The 21,954-nt window shown below is 65.4% G+C and carries 23 protein-coding genes; 7 read left to right on the plus strand and 16 right to left on the minus strand.

Annotation, left to right across the window (positions count from 1 at the left end; genetic code table 11):
* Positions 1–85: 85 nt before the first annotated feature.
* The 5 genes from MMSR116_RS32455 to MMSR116_RS04460 form a co-directional block, all read right to left on the minus strand.
* Positions 86–553, minus strand: a complete 468-nt coding sequence (locus MMSR116_RS32455) for a hypothetical protein (RefSeq protein WP_010685041.1) — start codon at positions 551–553, stop codon at positions 86–88.
* The gene (locus tag MMSR116_RS32460; protein ID WP_244625598.1) at positions 553–759 is read right to left on the minus strand and encodes a hypothetical protein; all 207 of its coding nucleotides are present in this window, start codon (positions 757–759) and stop codon (positions 553–555) included. Before MMSR116_RS32460 ends, MMSR116_RS32455 begins: the two co-directional genes overlap by 1 nt.
* A complete protein-coding gene (locus MMSR116_RS32465; RefSeq protein ID WP_244625599.1) occupies positions 756–1,154 on the minus strand; it encodes a DedA family protein in 399 nt (132 codons plus the stop codon). Before MMSR116_RS32465 ends, MMSR116_RS32460 begins: the two co-directional genes overlap by 4 nt.
* Positions 1,155–1,233: 79 nt before the next feature.
* The gene (locus tag MMSR116_RS04455) at positions 1,234–2,241 is read right to left on the minus strand and encodes an NAD-dependent epimerase/dehydratase family protein (protein ID WP_010685042.1); all 1,008 of its coding nucleotides are present in this window, start codon (positions 2,239–2,241) and stop codon (positions 1,234–1,236) included.
* Positions 2,238–2,999 (minus strand): hypothetical protein, encoded by a 762-nt coding sequence (locus MMSR116_RS04460; RefSeq protein ID WP_010685043.1) that lies wholly within the window; start codon positions 2,997–2,999, stop codon positions 2,238–2,240. Before MMSR116_RS04460 ends, MMSR116_RS04455 begins: the two co-directional genes overlap by 4 nt.
* A gap of 229 nt (positions 3,000–3,228) precedes the next feature.
* Here MMSR116_RS04460 and MMSR116_RS04465 point away from each other — a divergent pair, with 229 nt between their 5' ends.
* The 5 genes from MMSR116_RS04465 to MMSR116_RS04485 all read left to right on the plus strand — a co-directional run bounded on the left by MMSR116_RS04465 (position 3,229) and on the right by MMSR116_RS04485 (position 9,391).
* On the plus strand, positions 3,229–5,094 hold the full coding sequence (locus MMSR116_RS04465) for a glycosyltransferase family 61 protein (RefSeq protein ID WP_010685044.1): 1,866 nt from the start codon (positions 3,229–3,231) through the stop codon (positions 5,092–5,094).
* 193 nt (positions 5,095–5,287) lie between these two features.
* Positions 5,288–5,692 carry a sugar 3,4-ketoisomerase gene (locus MMSR116_RS04470; RefSeq protein WP_010685045.1) on the plus strand — a complete coding sequence of 135 codons (405 nt, stop codon included), beginning with the start codon at positions 5,288–5,290 and terminating at the stop codon, positions 5,690–5,692.
* Positions 5,693–5,704: 12 nt separating this feature from the next.
* Positions 5,705–6,826, plus strand: a complete 1,122-nt coding sequence (locus MMSR116_RS04475; RefSeq protein WP_010685046.1) for a DegT/DnrJ/EryC1/StrS family aminotransferase — start codon at positions 5,705–5,707, stop codon at positions 6,824–6,826.
* 66 nt (positions 6,827–6,892) lie between these two features.
* Positions 6,893–7,741: a hypothetical protein gene (locus tag MMSR116_RS04480; RefSeq protein WP_010685047.1), complete on the plus strand. Its 849-nt coding sequence runs from the start codon at positions 6,893–6,895 to the stop codon at positions 7,739–7,741.
* Positions 7,742–7,864: 123 nt separating this feature from the next.
* On the plus strand, positions 7,865–9,391 hold the full coding sequence (locus tag MMSR116_RS04485) for a glycosyltransferase family 61 protein (RefSeq protein WP_083920263.1): 1,527 nt from the start codon (positions 7,865–7,867) through the stop codon (positions 9,389–9,391).
* A gap of 453 nt (positions 9,392–9,844) precedes the next feature.
* Here MMSR116_RS04485 and MMSR116_RS04490 read toward each other — a convergent pair whose 3' ends face one another.
* Entirely contained in the window at positions 9,845–10,720 is an 876-nt protein-coding gene (locus MMSR116_RS04490; RefSeq protein ID WP_010685050.1) for a methionyl-tRNA formyltransferase, read from the minus strand.
* A 315-nt stretch (positions 10,721–11,035) separates the two neighbouring features.
* On the opposite strand from MMSR116_RS04490, the gene MMSR116_RS04495 reads away from it, so the two are divergent.
* Entirely contained in the window at positions 11,036–11,203 is a 168-nt protein-coding gene (locus MMSR116_RS04495; RefSeq protein ID WP_010685051.1) for a hypothetical protein, read from the plus strand.
* Between the two features lie 412 nt (positions 11,204–11,615).
* On the opposite strand, the gene MMSR116_RS04500 is transcribed toward MMSR116_RS04495, so the two are convergent.
* The 10 genes from MMSR116_RS04500 to MMSR116_RS04545 all read right to left on the minus strand — a co-directional run bounded on the left by MMSR116_RS04500 (position 11,616) and on the right by MMSR116_RS04545 (position 20,312).
* Positions 11,616–12,680, minus strand: a complete 1,065-nt coding sequence (locus MMSR116_RS04500) for a glycosyltransferase family 61 protein (RefSeq protein ID WP_158168514.1) — start codon at positions 12,678–12,680, stop codon at positions 11,616–11,618.
* Between the two features lie 544 nt (positions 12,681–13,224).
* A complete protein-coding gene (locus MMSR116_RS04505) occupies positions 13,225–13,818 on the minus strand; it encodes a GNAT family N-acetyltransferase (RefSeq protein ID WP_010685054.1) in 594 nt (197 codons plus the stop codon).
* 379 nt (positions 13,819–14,197) lie between these two features.
* A complete protein-coding gene (locus tag MMSR116_RS04510) occupies positions 14,198–14,497 on the minus strand; it encodes a hypothetical protein (RefSeq protein WP_010685055.1) in 300 nt (99 codons plus the stop codon).
* Positions 14,498–14,521: 24 nt separating this feature from the next.
* Positions 14,522–15,688: a DegT/DnrJ/EryC1/StrS family aminotransferase gene (locus tag MMSR116_RS04515; protein WP_010685056.1), complete on the minus strand. Its 1,167-nt coding sequence runs from the start codon at positions 15,686–15,688 to the stop codon at positions 14,522–14,524.
* Between the two features lie 99 nt (positions 15,689–15,787).
* Complete coding sequence (locus MMSR116_RS04520; protein WP_010685057.1) at positions 15,788–16,438, minus strand: acetyltransferase; 651 nt, start codon at positions 16,436–16,438, stop codon at positions 15,788–15,790.
* Positions 16,435–17,160 (minus strand): SDR family NAD(P)-dependent oxidoreductase, encoded by a 726-nt coding sequence (locus MMSR116_RS04525; protein ID WP_010685058.1) that lies wholly within the window; start codon positions 17,158–17,160, stop codon positions 16,435–16,437. The genes MMSR116_RS04520 and MMSR116_RS04525 overlap by 4 nt, the downstream gene beginning before the upstream one ends.
* 4 nt (positions 17,161–17,164) lie before the next feature.
* Positions 17,165–17,392, minus strand: a complete 228-nt coding sequence (locus MMSR116_RS04530) for a hypothetical protein (protein ID WP_010685059.1) — start codon at positions 17,390–17,392, stop codon at positions 17,165–17,167.
* Positions 17,389–18,429, minus strand: a complete 1,041-nt coding sequence (locus tag MMSR116_RS04535; RefSeq protein ID WP_010685060.1) for a ketoacyl-ACP synthase III — start codon at positions 18,427–18,429, stop codon at positions 17,389–17,391. The genes MMSR116_RS04530 and MMSR116_RS04535 overlap by 4 nt, the downstream gene beginning before the upstream one ends.
* Positions 18,422–18,739, minus strand: a complete 318-nt coding sequence (locus MMSR116_RS04540; RefSeq protein ID WP_039893832.1) for a hypothetical protein — start codon at positions 18,737–18,739, stop codon at positions 18,422–18,424. Before MMSR116_RS04540 ends, MMSR116_RS04535 begins: the two co-directional genes overlap by 8 nt.
* A complete protein-coding gene (locus MMSR116_RS04545) occupies positions 18,705–20,312 on the minus strand; it encodes an HAD-IIIC family phosphatase (protein ID WP_010685062.1) in 1,608 nt (535 codons plus the stop codon). Before MMSR116_RS04545 ends, MMSR116_RS04540 begins: the two co-directional genes overlap by 35 nt.
* Positions 20,313–20,491: 179 nt before the next feature.
* Here MMSR116_RS04545 and MMSR116_RS32195 point away from each other — a divergent pair, with 179 nt between their 5' ends.
* On the plus strand, positions 20,492–21,925 hold the full coding sequence (locus tag MMSR116_RS32195; protein WP_010685063.1) for an SDR family NAD(P)-dependent oxidoreductase: 1,434 nt from the start codon (positions 20,492–20,494) through the stop codon (positions 21,923–21,925).
* Positions 21,926–21,954 lie beyond the last annotated feature (29 nt).

A 21,954-nucleotide genomic window follows, 5' to 3' on the forward strand; every position in this document is an offset into this window, starting at 1 on the left:
CCCTGTCGGGTCGAGGCCGGCTGTACGATCGGCTCCGGGACCGGTCAACCCTGCACGCGGGGCGCTCGGATCGCGGGGCGGGCAGTCACGCCGCCAGACCGACGGCCTCCTCGGACTCCGCGTCGGCCTCGTCCTCCGGACGCGGGAGCCACCGGCCGACCACCAGCAGCAGGAGAACGGGGACGACAAGGATCAAGGCGATGCCGAGGATCCCGACATGCCCGATTAGCCGCCCGTAGAAGCCGCCGGTGACGCCATCGTGCCACGAGATCACCGCCATGCCGGCGCCGGCGGCGACGAGCAGCACGGGGATCTTGAACCACAGGGGCCAGGGCACGCGCCGAGTCCGGACGGCCGCGCGCGTGGGGGCCTGCGGCGCCGCGCGTGCCCGCTGGGCCAGGAGCGCTTCGATCTGATTCTGGAACTCCGCCTGGACGGGGCTGCTCGGGTCCACGCCGCCGTGCGCCGGGACAGGCTCCATGACAGGCTCGACCCGCGCCTCGCCGAGCCCCCCGCCGAGCGGTCCCGGGATCTCGGCCTCGGCGGCGACCATCAGGCGCGCCTCTCGTGCCAGCGCATGAAGAGCCACAGCGCGACGGCGCCCAGCAGGACGAAGGCCAGCAGGCCGAGGCCGACCGGGCCCATCACATTCTCGATCGACCGGCCGCACAGGTAGGCGCCGAACCCCATGATCGAGGCCCAGGCGACGCCGCCGAGGGCGTTCAAGGCCATGAAGCGGCGCGCGTCGAGCTTGTTCACGCCGCCAGGACCGCCGCGTAGGCCCGGAGCATCGCAGTGAAGCGGCCGAAGAACACGATCTTCCCGCCGTGCCGGCGGAACAGGTACTGGCCGAGCTTGAGCCGGCCGTGGTCGAGCCCGATCAGGTGCCCCTTGCGCAGGAGCAGGGGCAGTCCCCAGCGGCGGCCGACCCAGTAGCCGGCATTGTCGCCCAGGATGGCGGCGGTCGCGGCGATCGCCACGACGACGGCGATGTTGATGTTGCCGGTGCTGCCCGCGTAGGCCGCCGAGGTCAGCAGCACCGTCTCACCGGGCAGGGGCAGCCCGGCGCTCTCCAGGGTGATGATGACGAAGATGGCTAGGTAGCCGTAATGCGCGATCAGGTCCGCGATCGGCAGATCGTGCAGGAAGGACATGGGCTCTCCTCGCGGATCGATGCCGCGCGCTGTCGCCGACAAACGTGGCCGCTCCGGGGCGAAGAGAAGATCCGGTCGGTCAGCCGGCGGCGGGGCGCGCGCCCGCCGCCCGCGACTGGTCCAAGTGGGCGTGCATCCACGCGATGGTCCCGGTGAGCCCGGCCCGCAGGGGGACGCGGGGCTGCCAGCCGAGCTCCGCCCGGATCAGCGCGGTGTCGAGAACGCTGGTCGGCACGTCGGCGGCGCGGCTCGGCCGGTGCACGCAGGGGAGATGGTCCCGCCCGAAGGCCGCCTTCAGCTCGGCGATGACCTGATTGACGCTCAGGCCCCGGCCGCTACCGACATTCAGCACCTTGTGCGGCCCCCGGTAGGCGACAGCCCCCAGGAAGGCATCGCTGACGTCGTCGATGTGCAGGAAGTCGCGCACCACCGCGCCGGTCCCCCAGACCTCCAGCGGCTGGTCGGTGAGGACGCGGTGGATGTAGCTGCCGATCAGGCCCTGGTGCTTGGTGCCGAGCTGGAAGCGGCCGTAGGGATTGGCGATCCGCAGGATCTGGTAGTCGATCCCGTGCAGGTGCCGGTAGAGATAGAGCGATTTCTCAATCATCAGCTTGCTGATGCCGTAGGCCGAGATCGGGTCGGTCGGGGCCTGCTCAGGAATCGGGATGGCCCCCGGGATCCCGTAGATCGCGCCCCCGGAGGACGCGAACACGAGCTTCCCGATCCGGGCCGAGCGGCAGATCTCCAGGAGGTGCAGCGTGGCGATCGGCGCGGCCGAGAGCTCCGCCGACGGGTCGCGGTTGGAGCTCTCGGGGATCGAGCCGGCGATCAGGTGGAAGACGACGTCCTGGCGCTCCACCGCGTTGGCGAGGGCGAGGCGGTCGGAGAACTGGCCGGACACCCGGGCGACGCGCCGGTCCAGGACCTCGGCCTGCGGGTGGCTGCGGCTGAAGCACGTGACCTCGGCACCTGCCGCCGCGAGGCGGTTGCACAGGTTCAGCCCGAGGAACCCGCCGCCGCCCAGCACGAGGCAGCGGGCGCCCGCGAGCCCCGGCCCGGACGGCCCGCCGGCGGCGTCGCCGCTCATGGCCGCGGATCGGCGGGGCGGCCGCCGTCGGACCCGGTCTCGCCCGCCGCGATTAGGCGCTCGACGAGCGTCAGGGCGGTGTCCTCCAGGGCGCGCCGGGTCGGCTCCAGGAGCGCCTTGCCGGAGGCGCGAGCCGCCGCGTAGGCCGCCGCGTAGGCGGCGTCCCAGGCTGCGGCGAGGATCGGCCCGCCGGCCGCCTCCAGATCGTCGCGGATCGCCGTCCAGGCCGCCCGCTGGGCGACGTCCCAGGCCGCCGCCCGCGCGGAGGGGCCGGTCTGGCGCAGGGTGAGGTTGGCGGTCACCGCCCGCTTGCGGGCGCGTCGGAGGTCGTCGCACAGCCCGGCAAGGTCGCCGAGATCGCGGATCTCGGGCAGGCCGGCCAGTACGTCGGCCTCGACGTTCAGCTTGGCGAGGTGGAACCACGCCGGCAGGTGGACGCGGACGAGCCAGTCGGCCACCATCCCGGCCCGGTGTCGCTCGACGGATTCCGGACCGCGCGTCCCGACGAGGCGGGGAAGCAGCGGGAGGATGAGGCCGTCGCGCGCCGCCTGCGGCAGGCCGTCGCTCCAGGTGCGGACGTAGGCGGCGATTACGGGCGACGCGCAGGCCGGCCGGTCCGAGAGCGGCTCGCCGGCAAGATGGGCGACCGCCTCCATGGCGCACAGCGCCCCGTCGCGCCCCGCCTGCCGGCCGGCCGCCAGCGTCCGGACCGACGCGCTCCGGTCACCGTCGATCTCAAGGCTCCCCGACTCAGGCATCCGAAGGCTTTCCTCTCTCCCGCCCGCGCGCCGGCCCAATGACGCGTCCCGCGGCCGGCGCGCAATGCCCCGGCTGACCGGTTCGGGACGGGGATTTACCAGTTCCGCGGCGGGACGCTAAGGGTGGGCTCCTGCCACGACGCCCGATGCGCGGTCCCGCTTCTGCCGGCGGCCGTCCGAGGTTGGGACCACGTCGAGGCCGGGAACGGGCCGGTCGAGCGCGCGGAACATGTCACACTTCCTGGACCTGATCAGAGATCATCGCGGCGGCCAGGCCGACCTGATCGTGCGGCTCGGCGCGCTCGCGGCTGATCCGGAGGCGGCCGGGAGCAGCCCCGGCACGATGATTCGCCATCTCGACGCCCTGGCGTTCCGGCTGGACGGCGGCGGCGCGCCCGATCTCGCGGCGCAGGCCTACGACCTCGCGGCCACCCTGGCGGGCCGCGACGGCGGCCGCTGGGCCCTGGCCGCCGCGGAGGCGCGCCTGCGGGACCTCTGCGCCCGCGGACGCTTCGCCGAGGCGGATCCGGTCGTCGCGCGGCTGCTTGCCCCGGACGCGAACCGGCTGCGGCCGCGGATCATGGAGGACCTGATCGACAGGGCGTGGCTGCTGGAGCTGCGCGGCGAGGCCGAGGCGAGCGTCCAGTTCTACCGCCTCGCCCTGGACCTCAACGGCGGCGCGCCCGGCCTCGTGTCGCGGGACGGCGACCCGCTCGCCAAGAAGATCAAGAACCTGCGCCGGCTCCAGCTCGACGCGCTCATCGAGGCCGGCGAATTCGACGCGGCCGTCGCCCTGCACGAGACGACCCGCCGGCTGATCGGCGCCGGCCCCCTGGCCTGCTACGACATGGTCGCCGCCGCGTCCCTGGCCGGCCGGCCCGGCATCGACTACGCGGAGTTGCGGCCGCCCAGGCCGATCCAGGCACCGCGGCTCAAGTTCACCGAGCCGCCGCCGCCGCTCACCTCCGAGCCCGGGGATCTGGAGGCGCCGAGCCAGTACCTGGCGTTCGTCGACGGCTGCCACGCCTTCCCGCGCAGCAACCTCGTCGTGAAGGACGGTTACCTGATCTACGACCTCGCCGCCCATCCCCGCCGGCGGGACGTGCTGCTCCAGGACGGGGTCAACCCGGACCAGATCGTGATGGCGGCCTTCGGGGAAAGGCGAGCCCTCGTCGAGGTTCCGGAAGACAGCCTGTCCATCGAGGCCGGCCTGTCGATGTTCGGGCTCCAGAGCCGGAATTACGGCCACTGGTTCTGCGAGTTCGTCCCGCGCATGCTGGCGTACAACGACCCGCGCTGCCCGGACGGCATCCCGCTCTGCATCGACGACCACATGCCGGCGACCCACGAGGAGGTGGTCCGGCTCCTCGACACGCGCGACCGCCCGATCATCAAGCTGCCGCCCCGGCCGGTGGCGTTCGGCCGGCTCGGCCTCGCACCGGTGCCCGCCTTCTTCCCGTTCGAGATGCGGCCGGGGCAGCCGGTCTACGACACCATCTGGCCCTCCGACATCCTGGTGGATCTGCGCACCCGCGTTCTCGACAGCGCCCGCGCGCGCGGGGCCCTGAGCGGCCGCACCGGCCGTAGGCTATTCATCTCGCGCAAGGCCTTCGCGCAGCGCCAACTCGTCAACGAGGTCGAGATCGCCGAGGCGCTGCGGCCGCACGGCTTCGAGGTCATCACGCCGGAGACGATGACGTTCCTCGAACAGGTCGACGCGTTCCACGCCGGCGACATCATCGTCGGCTCGTCGAGCTCGGCACTCACGAATGGACTGTTCTGCCGCCCGGACTGCCGGATCCTCGGCCTGATCCACGCCAATCTGAGCTTCAACTTCCGAGGCTATACGAGTTTCATCGAGGCCAGCGGCGCGCAAATCACGTTCCTGCGCGGCGCAACCACGAACGAGGATGGTCACGCCTTCCACGCCAGCTACCACGTCGCGCCGAGCGCCGTGATTGCGGCCCTCGGACATCTGCCGCGGCCGGCTCCCGTCTTATCGCCGCTGCAGCCACCTCACCCGCCGCCCATCGCTCGCTCGGTCGTCGATCGACTGCTCGGCGCGCTCCCCTTCACGCGTCGGACCGAGGGATAATAAACCTGAAATTGCATTTATTTCGCAAAGCTCGGTATAGTTGACCGGACCGTTGCGGATCGGCCGACTTGCGCTTAGAGGGCTTCGCAACATCGGACCGCGCGCCAGACGCGAAGGGCCCTCGATCGCGCTCCATCGCATGTTCCGCGGTGGAGGGCCGACGTCAGAAAGCCGGGACTTCGGCAGGGAAACGATGATTCAGCCACACCTGATCGAGTTTCGCCACATCCTCGATAACAGGGGTGCGTTGACACCCATTGAGGCCGAGAAGGATGTGCCGTTCGCGATCCGACGCGTCTATTTCATCTACGATGTCTCGCACGGCGCGGTGCGCGCGGGGCACAGCCACAAGGAGTTGCAGCAGGTCCTGATCGCGATCTCTGGCAGCTTCAAAGTCCACTTGGATGACGGCCACACGCGCCAGACATTTCTGCTCAATCGACCCAACATCGGCCTCTATGTCCCGCGCATGGTGTGGCGTGATATCGACGAGTTCTCCGGTGGGGCAGTGTGTCTCTCCTTAGCCTCGCAGCATTACGAGGAGAGCGACTATTACAGGGAATACGACACGTTCCTGCGCGCCGTGGGAAGCCGGTAGAGGAGGCCCGCGATGAAGGTTCCGTTTCTCGATCTCGGCCGCACCCACGATACCGTCCGCGCCGACCTCGACGCCGCGTGGCACCGCGTCCTGGACCGTTCGCGATACGTCCTGGGTGAGGAGGTCGAAGCTTTCGAATCGGAGTTCGCCGCCTATTGCGAAGCCGAGCATGCGATCGGCGTCGCCAACGGCCTGGACGCCCTGATCCTGATCCTGCGGGCCTACGGGATCGGTCCCGGCGACGAGGTTCTCGTGCCGTCGAACACGTTCATTGCGACCTGGCTGGCGGTGAGCCAGGTCGGCGCGAAGCCAGTCTCCGTCGATCCGGACCCGTCGACCTACAACATGGACCCGGCCGGAGCCGCGCGGGCCGTCAGCAGCCGGACGAAGGCCATCATGCCGGTCCACCTCTACGGCCAGCCGGCTGACATGGAGGCGTTCCGCGCCCTGGCGCACCGACACAATCTCGTCTGCATCGAGGATGCCGCGCAGGCGCACGGCGCGACCTTCGCCGGACAGCGGACCGGCAGCCTCGGGCACGCCGCCGCGTTCAGCTTCTATCCGGGCAAGAACCTGGGGGCTCTGGGCGATGGCGGGGCCGTGACCACGTCGGACACCGCGGTCGCGCGCAGGATCCGCGAACTCGCCAATTACGGCTCGCGCGAGAAGTATGTGCACCGGCAGCAGGGCGTAAATTCGCGGCTCGACGAATTACAGGCCGCGCTCCTTCGCATCAAGTTGCGCCACCTCGACGACTGGAACAGCCGCCGCCGCGCCGTCGCGGCCGCGTATCAGGACGGCCTCGCCGAGACGGACCTCGCCCTTCCACAATTCGATCCGCGTACGGACCCCGTCTGGCATCTGTTCGTCGTCCGGTCCGGGCAGCGCGACGCGCTGGCGGCAGCGCTCGACCAGGCGGGGGTCGGCACCCAGATCCACTACCCGATCGCACCGGCAGACGCCGAAGCCTATGCGGGGACGCCGATCGCCGGGGAGAGCCAGTTAGGCCGCACGCTTGGTCGGGAGATCCTAAGCCTGCCGATCGGACCCCATCTCCAGGACGCGGAAATCCGGCACGTCGTGCGCGCTTGCCAAGCGGCCGCGAAGCCGGACCCTCGCACCGCCTCGACGTGAGGTTCGCAGCGCCGGGCCGCGGGGCCCGGTTCCGTCAGCGGTCCTAATGTCCGCGGACAGACCGACGTGCCACCCGAATCGGGGTGCCGTGAGCGCGGCGAGGCCGGGATTGCCCAGGCCCCGCGCCAATCCCAACCACAACAGGAGGCCGCCCTGTCATCGTCTTCCCTGAACGCTGCCGGCGGCGATCCGTCCGAAAGCGCGTCGCGCTTCTTGGAGCGCCTCAGGACCGAGCACGACATCGATCTTGCCAAGGTCGGTCTGACCTTCGAGGGGTTCCGCGCCCTCGCGCAGAACCCGCACCTCTCCGCCAACGAGCGGATCGGTTTCCCGGAGACGTACCGCGACGGCTTCGAGGAAGCGATCCTCCGCGACATCGCGGCCAAGCTCCCGGCACTCCTCGGGACCGGCGCCACCATCGTGGATATCGGGCCCAGATGTGCCGGGCCGCCGCATCGCCTCATCGACTTGTGCCGCGAGCGGAACCACCGCCTGGCCCTCGTCGATAGCGCGGAAATGCTCGCGCAGTTGTCCGACGTCGCCGGCGTGACCATGAAGATCGCCGGGGCGTTCCCGGCGAACCGGGACACCGTCCGGGATGCGATCGGCCAAGCCGACATCGTCCTCTGCTACAGCGTTTTCCATTACGTGTTCGCGTTCGGCATCTCGGCCGAGGAGGGCGGCCGCACTGTGAACCCGCGCCTTCTGACCCAGAAGGAGTTTGATAATTCCTATTCAACAGTACTTCATCGGTTTGGGCAATGGCTTACGTCATTTTTCTTGGTATTCTACTTACCAATGAATATATGTGGTAAGCACACGGTAAGCAACACTAACAGGTACCCTGCCGCTTCAATTCTCCACAGCCTTGCCAAGGCTTCCAATTCCAGGATCGGCGCAACAACCGGAGCATAGCTGGCAAATTTAGCTATCGGGTGCTTCTCATAGCGCGGGTAGAAGATTGACTTGATCAATAAGTTCCGCAAAATAACAGATTACGATTAGAAAGAAGCAAATCTTACTGTGGGTTTAATATAAATGCTCTTCAATAAAAGCAAATTTGTGAATAAATTGAAGCATTGTCTTGCAAAAATTGTCGTAAACAAAGAATTTTATCTCTCGAATTATTCAGATGTAGGGGTCGCAAAAGTCGACCCGGTCAAACATTACGCAAAATATTGGAAATCATCACCAATTCGCGCTCCCAATAGCACCATTTCTCGGTTGCTGTTTGTAGTTTCACCTGTCGTGGTGGGATGGTATGCGGCGAGCGGCCGAGCAAACCTTGAATGGCTTGCTATATTCAGAGTGCGATTTAAGGAGCTGCATTGGGCCAATAAGCCGTTTCAACGCAGAATTGCCGTGAGGGTCGTTAAAAAAATCACTGACGCAGAGGTCCTGCAAAATTCTACCGTAGCCGAGTATTTCGGTCAGCGTCTCCGGGTGTTCCGCGCCTGGAGGGATGATGCCCCCTGGTTGACTCGGACACAAATAGAACCCGAAGCCAATTACTATTTCAACGAAGTGCATCCGGTCGGCTGGAGAAATAAGACACGACGCCGAGAAGTAATCATTCCGCCCTTGACGCACATCACAATAAATGACGCCACTATTTTTGGTACGGCACAAATAATGGCCGGAAACCGATATGTCGTTGAGGAACCGGCAGCCGATCCAAAATTCTCGTTCGTAGCCGGCCAACAGGATATAATCCTGAACCTTGACCGCACCGGCGCCTCAGCAATTGCAAAGATACCCGCGATCACGGAGGCGATTCCTGAAGGCATCCTTCTCGGCGGCCGCTGCGCAAAGAACTATTTCCATTTTATGCTAGAGTACTTAACAAAAGGGTATATTTTTGAACGTTGCAATTTGATTGATCAAATTCCTTTGGTAGTCACGGACGACCTATTCCCTTCACAATACGAAGCGATCAACATCATCTTTCCAGGAATCCCACTATTTAAACGGCCATCTAATACAGCTTTGAAGGTTGATCTACTACACACTGCGTCTGTCATGAATTATTTGCCGGATGCTGGCGAAGTACCGGACTGGATGAAATCGGGCCTCCGCGATGCTAGCTTAAAATGGCTAAGGGATCGTGTTCTCTCCAACACGCCTTTAGACGCAATACGTCAATCCCGAGGTCGGTATTTCCTGTCGCGAAGATTCGGGCGCAGCATCACAAACGCCGCCGAAGTCGAAGATATATTTTTGCAGAGGGGTTTCGAAGTTATTGATCCTGGTAGCTTGAGTTTCGTAGAGCAAATAAATCTCTTCCGAACAGCTGAATGCATTGCAGGACCGACTGGAGCTGCCTTTACCAACATGATTTTTTGCAACCCAGGCACAAAGATCATAGCCTTATCAAGTCGCCATTCTATGATGTCGGTATTTCAGAATATCGCTCACTTCGCAAATTGCGATTATCACCAGATTGCAACTCCAGGGCCAAAGATAGATCTTTATCGAAATCGCCCGCCCTCTGTTGCGCAAATTCATGCAAATTTTAGCATTGACACTGGCAGCCTGTCTGATTTTTTATCTCTAAATATCAGATAAGACCGAGGCAGCTCATGCGATAGGCCGATGACGCGGCCCAACAATCGAGGCACCGTTTTGCGGTGCTTGTGGCCTTGCCATCACGTAGGTGTGTCTTTAATCACGGCTGGTCTTGGCGACATTTGAGGGCCATTGAGGATAGTCCTACCATTCACGCACCACTTGCTCGGAGTAGCGCATTGGAAGCGGGGCACTCATAGGCAAAGCGAGCTGACCGCCCCCCCGTATCTAATTTTGATCTGCCCCCCACCCTTTGTCTCGAGTGGGGCTCCCCTGCGACAGGCTACGCGTCGACGTCCATGGTGACACGGATCGACCCGCTGACTAAAGCTGTCTTTCGCGTTCGTCGCATATATCCCTATGCTACAGATGGCCCCCCAAAAAACCGCTCGAAACTTCTGCCTTACTGACTGATCTTGTAAGGACATGCCCGCTAAGGATAGCGATTTCGGTTCATTCCTCTTGCAATTCATTGAAAATGAGAAATCGATCACGGCTAGATATAGTCACTGGGTCAGTGCGCAACACAATCCCTGGCTTGTGGGGCTCGGAGCGCTCGCCGATAGTCGGAGGTGCAAGAACCCGGTACATTTGTTCTTTGATCTTTATGCGGGGATAGAGGGAGGGAGGAAATGTAAAAGCTCGCGTAAATCGCTCTACTTGATGTGCAGTCCGGTTAAAGTTAATTACACTGTCGTTATAGTCGATATCGAACTGCCCGTAATAGGTGGCGATGCTGTCATCCTGCTCATGAGACAAGCTGGTTAGAGACCGAAGGCCAATTGTTGTTAATATTTTATCCAAATTCGACCTAACGAGTTCTATTCCAGCCCACTCACAAGAAGTATAAACTTCTCGATTTGACATTTTTTGTATGTCAAAAACCGCCTGATCTATAATCGCGCCGGTGTCTATTCCACTATCTATTATATGCAGCGTTACGCCGAAACGCGGTTCACCGTTCAATATTGCATGGGTAATTGGCGCCATCCCACGATAAAGCGGGAGAGGCGAAAAATGAAGATTTATAAGCCTATCTCTGCCGGCTTCAATTACCTCCGGCGATAGTATTATTGAAAATTGGATCGACACCAAAAGGGCAGGTTTTGAAATTATGTAAAAATCTGTCAGCTCTTTGGCATTACGAACGCAAAATACCTTTACCTCGAGCGAATTTGCAAGATCAATGATGGGCTTGGACGAGTCGTAATCTTTTTCCGCATACACATAATACACTTCATATTTATCGGAATATTTATGTATGAGCGACAAACTCTCTTTACAAACTATGTTTTTCCCACAAAGAACTACTGTCGGCTTATCAATCATGTGAGATGCTCTTTTTTACGCTGGCAGCAGAAGGTCCATATCTCGGAAGTTGCAGTCTACTGAGTGTCGGTGGCGGCTAAGGTGGTGGTTGGCAGCGGCGATCTGTGCCCACGGATCAACGAAAGCGGTAGAGTTTATTTTCATACCAGCCTCTCGCCGACAGCTCAGTGAGCGCAGGTAGCGGGTTCTTTACCCCATGAGCAAGTTGCGCGTCCGCTCTAGCCAGTTCAGGGAAGCAGAGAGGCCCAACCATCAGCGAAGGGGCTCGGAAGGCTACGGCGCACGCTCGCTGCCAAATCGCGTTATTATAGCGCCTTGAGCAACGATTACGACCGGTTTTGGAGACTGTTACGGCACTCCGGACCGCCGGTATCGCTGATCGGCGACGAGTTGGAGCGCTGGCAAAGCGAGGACCTGATCTTCTCGGATATTAACGTGCTGCGGCTGGCCGAGAGCCGCGGGCTCGTCGAGGCCGGGTTATGACGCGAGTGCCCGTTGAGACCTATACGCCGGGCGTAGGCGCCCCGGTACCGCGGCACAGGCGCAACCCGCGCCGGGCCTACGATTCCATCGGACGCGAGATTACGCCGGCCACGATCGCGAATAGCATGGAGAATGGCGTTCTGACTCTACGCGCGGAATGCCCGTGTGGGCACGCGGCCGAGCTCCCGATCGCGCGCTTCCTGCCTGAGAGCTTCGTCCCCGACGCCGGCTTGCGCCTCCGCTGGGAGCGGTGTGGCGCCAAGGAGCCGAAGACTGAACCGGTGTGACCGCAGGTGAGCGACAGGCGATGAGATGACGGCCTCGAACCGCAGGCCAAGATCGGTCCATGGCGTCTTCATGCTGTCATCCCTATCGACCAGATCGCGACGACGTGTATCGGAAGGGCAAGATTTCAGACATAGGTCCGCAGCACCGTATCCAGGTAATCGAGATCGATGCGGTAATTGCCATGCGTCAGCTCGAGCGAGCGGCGCCTCTTCTCGGCTCCGGGGCGATAGGCCTCGTGCTCGCCGGGGACGGCCAGGTAACGACACCCGGCAAACGTCGCGAGGCTGGCAAACGTCGAGAACTGCACGGCGAACGGCGACACAAGTCCCAGGACGAGCGTGCCCGGGGATGCGAAGACTAGGTTGGCGAAGGCGGCACCGATCGGCCCGGCGATGCAACGCGCGGTCCTGAAAGCCTCGACCTGCTGCGTGAAGCTGAGCTGACCCGGGTTGACGATCTCGAAGCCGTGCCGGCGAAAGACGGCTTCCACCTCCTCGGCGTTCGTGATGTTACGCCCCGCGGATCGACCGAGATAAAGCTTTCGCCCCGGCGGGGTGCCGGGCGCCGGCGCGGCGTCGAGCACCCGCCCGCGCAGCCAGGACAGGCTCGCGTGATTGACAGCGGCAACCGTCCAGAACTCGACATCGGGCGTGTCTGGAATGAAGGTCATCAAGGATGGAACGTAGAGCGTCTTCACGTCGAGCCGCTTGCCGTGCTCTCGAATCGTGAATGGGCGGCTCGGGAAGAGCAGCTTGAGGGCGTCCATTTCCTGTGGGAACAGATCGTCACTCAGGATGAGCGGCACATCCTGCGGTATCGACGCGTTGTCGACGATATAGCCCTTCGTGGCGTACTCGATCAGGAAGTGGAAGTAGTTCGCACCGCATCGCCCGATCAGAAGGATGCCCGCATCGATCGCCCGATCGGCATCCTGCGGGACACGGGCCAGGACCCGGTCGCCCTTGGAGCCGAAGCAGGTGATGACGAACTCGCACTGGCGGCTCGTGTAGCGGAATGTCGGGTCCGCCTCCGGCTCGTAGACCACGAAGGCAGAATGGGAGACGACCTGAGCGAAGCCGAAGATCGACGCGTCCAGGATCGTCGCGCACCAGAGTTCCGGCCTGCACAGTCGACGAGCAGTCGGAGGCTGAGCGGACAGGGCGACCTCTGGATCCGCGAAGTCGAACACGCCGGCTTCCGCGATGCTGCGGCAGTCGATCCAGGGCACCGCATCCTGCCCGATCCGCACCACCGGGTAAATCGAGCCGAGATCAGTGCCCGCTCCCCCGCTCGGACGTGCGGGCGATGCGGACCGCACGGCGAGGAAGCGCGCAAGCGCGAGCGCTAGCCGAAGCTGCAGGCCGAAGCCGCGTCGGGTCGCGAGCTGGTTGATGCGGTAGCGGAAGCAGTCCGTGATGTCCTGACGGCGCTGCCCGAGCATCGCCAGAACGGCGACTAGCACGGGCGACCACGCGTAGATCCGCGCCTCCATGCGCACGTTGGGCGCGCGCAACGGCGCCGCGGACCAGTGTCGGGCGAAATGGGCGACCGGATCGACGCCCGCCGCCGCCACATCGGCATTTCGCGTCAGATAATAGTCACTGTCGACAATCCGGCGCGCGATCCGTAAGGCAAACCACTCCAACATCGCTGAGATATGTATCCTCTACGTCGAACGACGCATCATGCAGCCGGAATCGGGTGTCCAGCACCGTCGCTCGTCGCCGCACCGATCAGGAGGTCTGCAACAAGGCGGAGTGCCGCTCAATGGCCGACGCATGCGCCGACCTGAACGCGTCATAAGCTTCGCGACTGAAGTGAAAGAAATAATCTTGCTCACCCTCGTCGACGATCTTCGCGCCTGAACGAAGGTGGAAATTGATCACGCTCTCATTTTCGCGACGCACGTCGAAATGACAATGCTCAAAGCCGAGATGCTCAAATCCCAGTTCGTAGATCACGAGCGCGGAGTAACCTGCGAGGCCGACGACCGGAGGAGGCGCGATGATCCAGCTGCCCCAACAGAATGACTTCAATCCCTTGATGATCCGAAAATCGTACATCCGGACCGTGCCGCGATCCTGACCATCGGAAACGATGATGAAATAGTACTGTCTGCCTGCGGCCTCGTCGTTCTTGTATCGCGTGAGCCACGCTGCCTGCTCTTCCACTGTGGTGGGTGGCGCGTTGAGGAAACGGCTGAGACGGTTATCAGAGCGCAACCGGTAGATCAGAACCGCGTCGCTCGGCTCAGCCAGCCGCAGATGCGAGCGCCGCCGGCTGTCCAGCGGACGCGTTTCACGGATCCGGTCGATGGGCATGTGCATACGGGATAGATACGCCTCTGTGAGTGGAACGCGACGAACGCACGGATTTCGGCAAGTCCTGCCACGCGCAGAGGCCCTTGTCACGCGACGCCTCTGGGACGGTCTGCCGTGGTGCCGACACGTCGTGAGCCATTGGGTTAGACGCGGACGAGGGTCACGCATCCCGGTATAGGATGACTTGGGCTACCGCCGGGTCCGTAAAGTGGGCGAAGCCACCAATCTTCAATGTGGCGTTGACGATCCGCTTCAGATTCGCAGCGTCGGGCCCTGAACCCGTGGCCCGGACCGCCAGGAGACGTGCAACCCAGCGAGCGAAACGGAACTCCAGACCCAGATCGCCGCACCAGAGCTCTTGATAATGGGCGACGAAACATTGGACTCAGTCGTCGCGCCGGATCGGCAGGACTACGGCCGCCAGCGCCAGGAACGGTGAGAGCCTGATGATGGCCCGCTCCATGGTCGCCGCGCAGATGGGCACGGCATGCCCGCATTCGGCGAAGTGTCGGATCGGATCGACTCCGGCCGCGCGGGCGTCTGGATAGCAGTTGAGATAATACTCGGCATCGACCGGTTTCCGCGCCAGAAACAGGCTGACGCGTGCGCGCAAACTGGAGATGAGGACGGCACTCATACCAATCCCTTCGTGCGTCGGGCGCTCAAGGGCCGGATCGAGAAACACTCATTATCCCGACGCCGGCCGATCTCAGGCTGCGTGCACAGCACCGACGGCGCCGTCCATCACGATGTGACGAAGGATCTGGCAGATTCGCTCCGCGTTGGCAGTCCCGAGCTCGCCGTAGAAGGGCAGGCAGAGGACTTGGTTGCCCACTCTGTTGGCCACCGGCAGATTGTCGCTCGCACTGTCCGGAAAGAGACGGTAGGGCTCATACTGGCTGCACAGCGGATAGAAATAGCGACGCGCGAAGACATTGTAGTGCTTGAGGCGGTCGTAAACCTCGTCACGGCTCACGCCTGCGACGGCCCGGTCGATTCGAAGACAGTAATATTGCAGGCTGTCGGTATCGAGGTCCAGCGGCCGTGAAACGGTGATGCCGGGCACACCGCCGAGGTGATCCCGGTACACATGCGCGAGGTCCAGCCGCTTTGCCTTCTCGGTCGCGATCGCATCGACCAAGCACAGGCCCATGGCGGCCTGAATCTCGTTCATCTTGCTGTTGATGCCGACAGCCTTGACGGTTACCTCGTCGGCGATCCCGAAATTCTTGAGCAGCTCCATTCGCCGCTTCACGTCTCCGTCGTTCGTGACCACGGCCCCGCCCTCCGCGGTGTGGAAGAGCTTTGTGGCGTGGAAGCTGAACATGGTCGCGTCGCCGTAGCTCGCGACGGGCCGGCCGTTGACCCGCGTCCCGAAAGCGTGGGCGCCGTCGTACAGCACCTTGAGGCAATGCTTGCGCGCGATCCGCTCGATAGCCTCGACGTCACACGGATTGCCGTAGACGTGAACCGCGAGGATGCCGGTGGTGCGCTCCGTGATCGCGGCCTCGATCCGGGCCGGATCGAGAGTCATCGAATGCTCCTCGATGTCGGCGAAGACCGGCCGGATGCCATGCCAGGCAAGCACGTGCGGCGTCGCCGCGAACGTGAAGGGGGTGGTGATGACCTCGCCCGAAAGGTCGAAGGCCTTGACCGCCGTCATCAGGGCGTTGGTGCCGTTGTTGAACAGCGCGATGTGGCCGTCGCCCAAGTGCGCGTGGAGCCGCTTCTCCAGCTCCACGTGCTGCGGCCCGCCGTTCGAGAGAATGGCACACTGCCAGATCGCCTCCAGATGCTTCGTGAAGACCGCGAGTTCGGGCAGCATCGGACGGGTCACGTAGATCGGCTGCTCGAACGATCGCGGCTCAGCGCTCATGGAACCTCCTCGCGATGTTCGGACGCGAGGCCGACCATCTGAACAAATCGAATTTGGAAAGACTGAACTGACGCAGCAATCGGGCGGAGCTGAGGCCGATCAGGCCGGTTTCGGCGCCGGGGCCACGATGTCCGCCCGGGGCCAGATCGTGGCGTTGTCGGGCAGGGCGCGCAGGACGTTGCAACCCATGCCGACCGTGACGCCCTGACCCAGGGTGAGGCCCTGAAGAACCTTAGCGAGCGGCCCGACGAGGCTGTCGGCGCCGATCGTGCAGCGGCCGCCGACGAAAGCGCCCGGCGAGATCGTGGTATTGTCGCCGACGACCGTGTCGTGGCCGACGATGGCCGCCGAGTTCAGCACGCAGAAGCGCCCGAGCCGGGCATCGGCGTTGACGATCACCCCGTGCGCCACGAAGGCGCCGGCGCCGACCGCGACGTCCGGGCTCACGATCGCGCGGGGCGAGACGAGGGCGGGGCAGGGGAGGCCGTGCCGGTCGAGCCACGCGATCAGCTCGGCCCGCGCCCGGATCGCGTGCCGGCTCACGCCGCCGACCGCCAGGACGACGCCGTCATACTCCGCCCGGTCGGCGAGCAGCGCGTCGAGATAGCCGCGGTAGCGGCCGACCTGGACCTCCGGAGCGGTGGAATAGGTATCCTCGACCGTGTGGCCGAGGGCGCGCGCGATCTCGGCGATCTCCTTGGAGAAGCCGCCGCCGCCGATCAGCGCGAGCCGCTGCCCCGGCCCGGTCACAGCACGGCCCCGCCGTCGACCCGCAGGATCTCGCCGGTGACGTGCCGGGCCTGGGGCGACATCAGGAACGCGATGGCGTCGACCACGGATTCGACGGTCGCGGCGCCCGCGGGGCTGCGCTTCTCCAGCGCGTCCTTGAAGTCCGCACCGTACAGGCGGGCATGGGCCTGGGTCATCTCGGTATCGAGCCAGCCGGGGGCGACGCCGACCGCGCGCCGGGGAGCGAGTTCCCGGGCCAAGCCCTTGATCAGGGCGTCGAGGCCCGCCTTGGAGGCGGCGTAGGGCACGATCGCCGGCTCGGGCCGCTGCGCCGCGACGGACGAGACCGCGCAGAAGACCGCGTCCCGGGTCGAGACGCGGGCGCTGCCGAAGGCGGCGGCGAACAGGGTCGGCGCGACGAGGTTGGTGCGATAGAGGCGCTCGACCTCCTCCACGCCCAGGCTGCGCATCGGCTTGATGACCTGAACGCCCGCGCAGTACACGAGCCCGGTCAGGAGACCCCGCTCGGCGACCGCCGCCTGCAGTACGCCGCCGATCGCCGGCAGGTCGGTGACGTCGGCCGAGACGGCGGCGCAGCCGAGCGCCTCCAGCTCGGCGAGCCGGTCCGCCCGCCGGGCGAGGGCGGTGATCCGCACCCCGCCCGCGCGGAGGCGCTCGGCGACGGCGCGACCGATGCCGCTGCTTGCCCCGACGACGAGGACGTGCGCCCCTAACTCCGACACCGGCTCAGGCCTGCAGCTTCGCGCCGGCCAGCGCGATCAGGTCGTCGGTGGTCGCCGCCCCCGCGATCCGCTGCGGATCCACCTCGAGGCCCAGCGTGTCGTAGAGCGCCATGATGTTGAGGATGCCGAGCGAGTCGAAGGTCTCGATCTCCCCGAGGCTCTGCCCGCGGGCGAGCGGCCCCGGCTGGTCGAGGATCGTACCGAGCTCGTCCAGGAATGCGCCCTCGGTCATCGGGTGGTCTCCTCGTAGGTCAGGACCGGGGGCGCGAAGATCCGGTCGGTGGTGATCGTGCAGGCTCCCCAGCTTAGCCCGACCCCGAAGCCGGCGAGCAGCGAGCGCACCCGCCGACCCGCATAGGCCTCCGCGAGGAAGCCCGAGATCGTGCCGGGGATCGAGGCCGAGTTCTGGTTGCCGTAGACCGACTGGGTGCCGGTCGGGAGCTTGCTGTCGTCGAGTCCCAGGCGGCGCTGGAGGTTCTTGAGGATGTACTTGTTCGGCTGGTGCAGGACCAGGAAGTCGACGTCCTCGGCGCGCGTGTCCGAGAAGGCCAGGATGCCCTCGATCAGCGGCGGGACACGCTTGAGGGTGAAGTTGAAGACCTGCGCCCCGTCCATGTGCATGGTGCCGGGCTTGCCCGCGTCCTCGGCGTCGGCGCGGAGGCCGCTGTGCGGGATGAACAGGGCCTTCTCGCCCGAGCCGTCGCTGTGGAGCTGGAAGAAGCTCTCGCTCTCGCGCCGCTCGATCAGCACCGCGGCGCCGGCGTCACCCATGATCGGCGTGATCGACCGGTCCCCGGTCGCGACCATGCGGCTCGCGACATCGCCGACGCAGAGCAGGACGCGGTTGAGACCGGATTCGACCAGGCTGTAGGCGACCGACAACCCGTAGACAAAGCCGCTGCAGCCGAGGCGAATGTCGAAGCAGAGCGTGTCGGTCCGCATGCCGAGGCGGTGCTGCATCCCGATCGACGTGGACGGCGAGCTGTAATCCGGGGTCTGGGTGACCAGGATCAGGCCGTCGACGGCGTCGGGCGGCAGGTCGAGGCCGCTCAGGAGCTGCCGCGCCGAGTGCAGGCAGAGATCCGCCGTCGTGGTGCTGGGATCGGCGACCACGTGCCGGGTCGAGAAGCCCATGGCCCGCTTGAGGCGCTCCGCCTCCTCGGGTGCGAGCCCGAGGCCGGCCGCCTCGTCGTCGAAGGCCTGGACGCGCGCGCCGATCGTGGTGACAAGCCCCGCGAGGGTCGCGCGCGAGAACCGCAGGTCAGCCATGCTCGACCGTCTCGGCGACGTAGTCGATCCAGCCCTGGAAGCGGCGGAGCGGCGACTTCGTGCTGTCGAGGATGCTCTCGTTGGCGAGCGGCACGTAGCGGCCGACCGTCCGCTCGATCTCGGATTCCGTCTCGAGGAGGAGTTCGACCACCGCGAAGGAATCGAGCCCCTCGTAGACGTCGTCCTCGGGCCCGGGATTCTCCAGATCCGGGCGTCCCCAGGTCTCGACGAGCCGCGCGAAGGTCGCGCGGGCAGCCGCCTCGACGGCGCCGCGGTCACTCCGCGACGATGTGGATGTAGGGGGTGTCATCCGGTCCTCGTGTCAGTCGGTACGTCTTGCCATTGGGGCCAGCGCTGAGGGGTTCGAAGCCGTTGTCGTCCAGGAAGGTCTCGACCATGCGATTCTTCGCGCTCAGGCGATACTGGGCCTTCAGGTTCCGATCGCCCTCCTGCTGGCAGACGTGGCGCAGAATTTGGGCCTCGATGCGGCGTCCGAGGGCCCGGCAGCTCATTAGGAACGTCTCGAGCTCACCGCCCCGGACGATGGCGACCCCGACGATGCCCATGTCGCCGAACCGGTCGACCACCCGGGCGGCGTAGACGCCGCCCTCACGCATGGCGGTCGCGACCTCGTCCTCGGTGTAGCGCCGGGTTGTAAGGTTGAACTGGTTGGTCTTGTTTATCAGCTGCGTGACCCGCCGCAGGGAGCCCGGGTTGTTGCGGGCAACGTGCACGCGGATCTCGAGGGAGGCGAGGTATTCGTCCATCGAGGCGGCGGAGCGCTGAAGCTCCTGGCGCTGGGCCTCGCCGCGGTACTGCTCGGTCTTGGCCAGATCCTCGGCGGTGACGTTGCGAGCGCGTAAGGAAGCGATTCCGTCGAGCAGGCTGAGTGCCTGCTCGGGGCGCGTCCGGTCGAACAGGTGGCACTCGACCCCGGGGAGCCGGGCGCGGACCTCCTCGATCTCAAACGGGTTATCGTCGAGGAAGATGAAGCTGTCGAGGCCGAGGTTCAGGGTCGCCGCGAGGTCGCGGATGTTCTCGCTCTTCTCCGACCAGTTGCTGCGGTAGGCCACGAAATCGTCGAGGTGCAAGGGCATCGCGCGCTGGGCGAAGACCGCGCGGAAATCCTCCTCGTTGTTCTTCGTCACCGCGCAGAGCAGGATCCCGAGGCTCTTCAAGCGCAGGAGCTGGCGCTGGAGCTGAGTGTGGACGATCCCCGGATAGTCGCTGTCGACTTCCAGGTTCTCCACGCCGTCCTCGCCGACGACGCCGCCCCAGAGAGTGTTGTCGGCATCGACCACCACCACCTTGCGCCGCGCCCGCAGCCGCGCCGCGACGGCGTCGGCGTAGCGCTCGACCAGCGCGTCCACGGCGGCCGGGGCGTAGGGCATCTGGTACATGTACCGGTTTCGCTCGCGGAAGGCGTTGGCGAAGCCGAGCAGCGTCAGGGCGCCGGCGGCGTCGACGACGCTGACGCGCTCCTGCGCCCGAGCGAGCTCGAACAGCACCCCGTTGACTTGCGCCAGCGCCTCCAACTGGTCGTGGAGGTCGCTCTCGACGGACGAGACCGGCCTGAACGGCACGGTGTTGAGGATGATCGTCCCCGGCGCCTGGGCGAGCCGCGCCGAAACCAGTTCGGCGAGGCCGCGCGCGCGGGCCACGGCCGCCTCGTCTGGGGCGACGTCAAAGAACCAGCGATGGTCGAGATGCACGATCAGGACGTCGGCCACGGCGGATCCCGCCAGCACCTGCTCGATCTGCCCGATGGGGAGATGCTCGCACGAGACCGTGGCGAGATCCGCGAGGCGGCCCGCCACCTTCCCGAACGGGTTGGTGACGACGTTTCCGACAAAACCGATCGACAGGGCGCGAGCCGTGGTCATCCTCGATACCGGTCCCTGCGACACCCTGCGGATGCCTGCCATCCGGCGATCGACCGGCCCCTTTCCGTGCGTGCGAGCGCCGCCCTCTTGCGAGATCGCGTGCCATAAAGCAAGGGGCCTAGCATCCGGTGGCCAGCCAGTCCGGCCAGGGAGGAGACCGGCCGAGGAGGAGCTGCGCGATGAACGGATCCGGTTCGGACGACGCCGCCGCGACGACGCGGATCTGGAACGAGGCCCATCAGGCCGCTTTCGCGCGGGCCACCGGCGACGTGAACCCGATGCACATGGACGCGCGGATGGCCCGGCGGACGCTGGCCGGCGAGCGGGCCGTCCACGGCGTCCACGCCGCCCTCTGGGCCCTCGATGCCTGCGCCGACGCCCATCCCCTCGACCGGCTCGCGACGCTGCAGATGCGGTTCGAGCGGTTCGTGCTGGTCGGGGACCGCACCGTCCTGACGCTCCACGAGGCGGACGCGGGGCACCTGCGCCTGTCCATAGCGGTGAACGGCGTCCGCACTCTAACGATCCAGGGGACCTTCGCGGCGGAGCGAGCCCCAGCCCGGCCGGTCGATGCGGCGCCGGGCGCGATCCCCGCGGAGCCGGTCGCCCGCGATCCGGCGACGCTGACGGGTCTCGCCGGGGCCTTCGCGCTGCCAAGCCCGGAAGCGATCGCCGCCCTGGCACCGCGCCTCGCCCGCGCCCTCGGTCCCCGCCGGGTCGCGGCCCTGGGGGGCCTCTCGACCTTGGTCGGCATGTTCGTGCCCGGCTTCCACTCGATCCTCTCGAAGATCGACGTGACCGTCACCGAGGGAGGCACCGGTTCGAGCCTCGGCTACGCGGTTAAGCGCTTCCAGCCGATGCTGCAATCGGTGACGCTGGACGCCGTCGGCCCGGGCCTCGTCGCACGGGTTGAGGGCTTCGTCCGCCCGCGGCCGGTGGAGCAGGAGAGCCTGCAGGACCTTGCGGCGCTCGTGGAGCCCGGCGCCTTCGCTGCGGTGTCCGCCCTGATCGTCGGCGGGTCGCGGGGCCTCGGCGCCGCAACCGCCAAGCTGATCGCCGCCGGGGGCGGGGCGGTCTGCATCACCTACGCGTCCGGCGCCGAAGAGGCGGAGACGATCGCCCGGGAAATCCGCGACACCGGCGGGCGCTGCCAAGTCCTCCGCTATGACGCTGCCGAGCCCCCCGCCGCGCAGCTCGCGGCGCTGGCGATGCGGCCGTCGCAGCTCTACCATTTCGCGACGCCCCGCATCTTCCGCCAGAAGCGCGCGCCCTTCGAGCCGGCCTGCCTGGACGAGATGATGCGCGTCTACAACACCGCCTTCTACGAGCTGAGCCAGTTCTGCCTGGAGCGCGGCGACGCGGTGGCGGCCTTCTATCCGTCGACCAGCGCCATCGACGAGGCGCCCCGCGACATCCTGGAATACGTTATGGCCAAGATCGCGGGCGAGACGCTGGCAGCAACCCTGGCGCGCACGCTCCCGAACCTGCGGACGGTGATCGCGCGGCTGCCCCGGGTGAAGACTGATCAGACGGCCACTATCTTCCCCGTGCCAGCCGCCGCCCCGAGCGCGCTAATGCTGCCGATAATCCGCCAGATGTCGGCAATTGCCTGATCCAAGCGTTGTCGGGCATGGGGGACTGC

The sequence above is a fragment of the Methylobacterium mesophilicum SR1.6/6 genome, assembly GCF_000364445.2.
GTDB lineage: Bacteria > Pseudomonadota > Alphaproteobacteria > Rhizobiales > Beijerinckiaceae > Methylobacterium > Methylobacterium mesophilicum_A.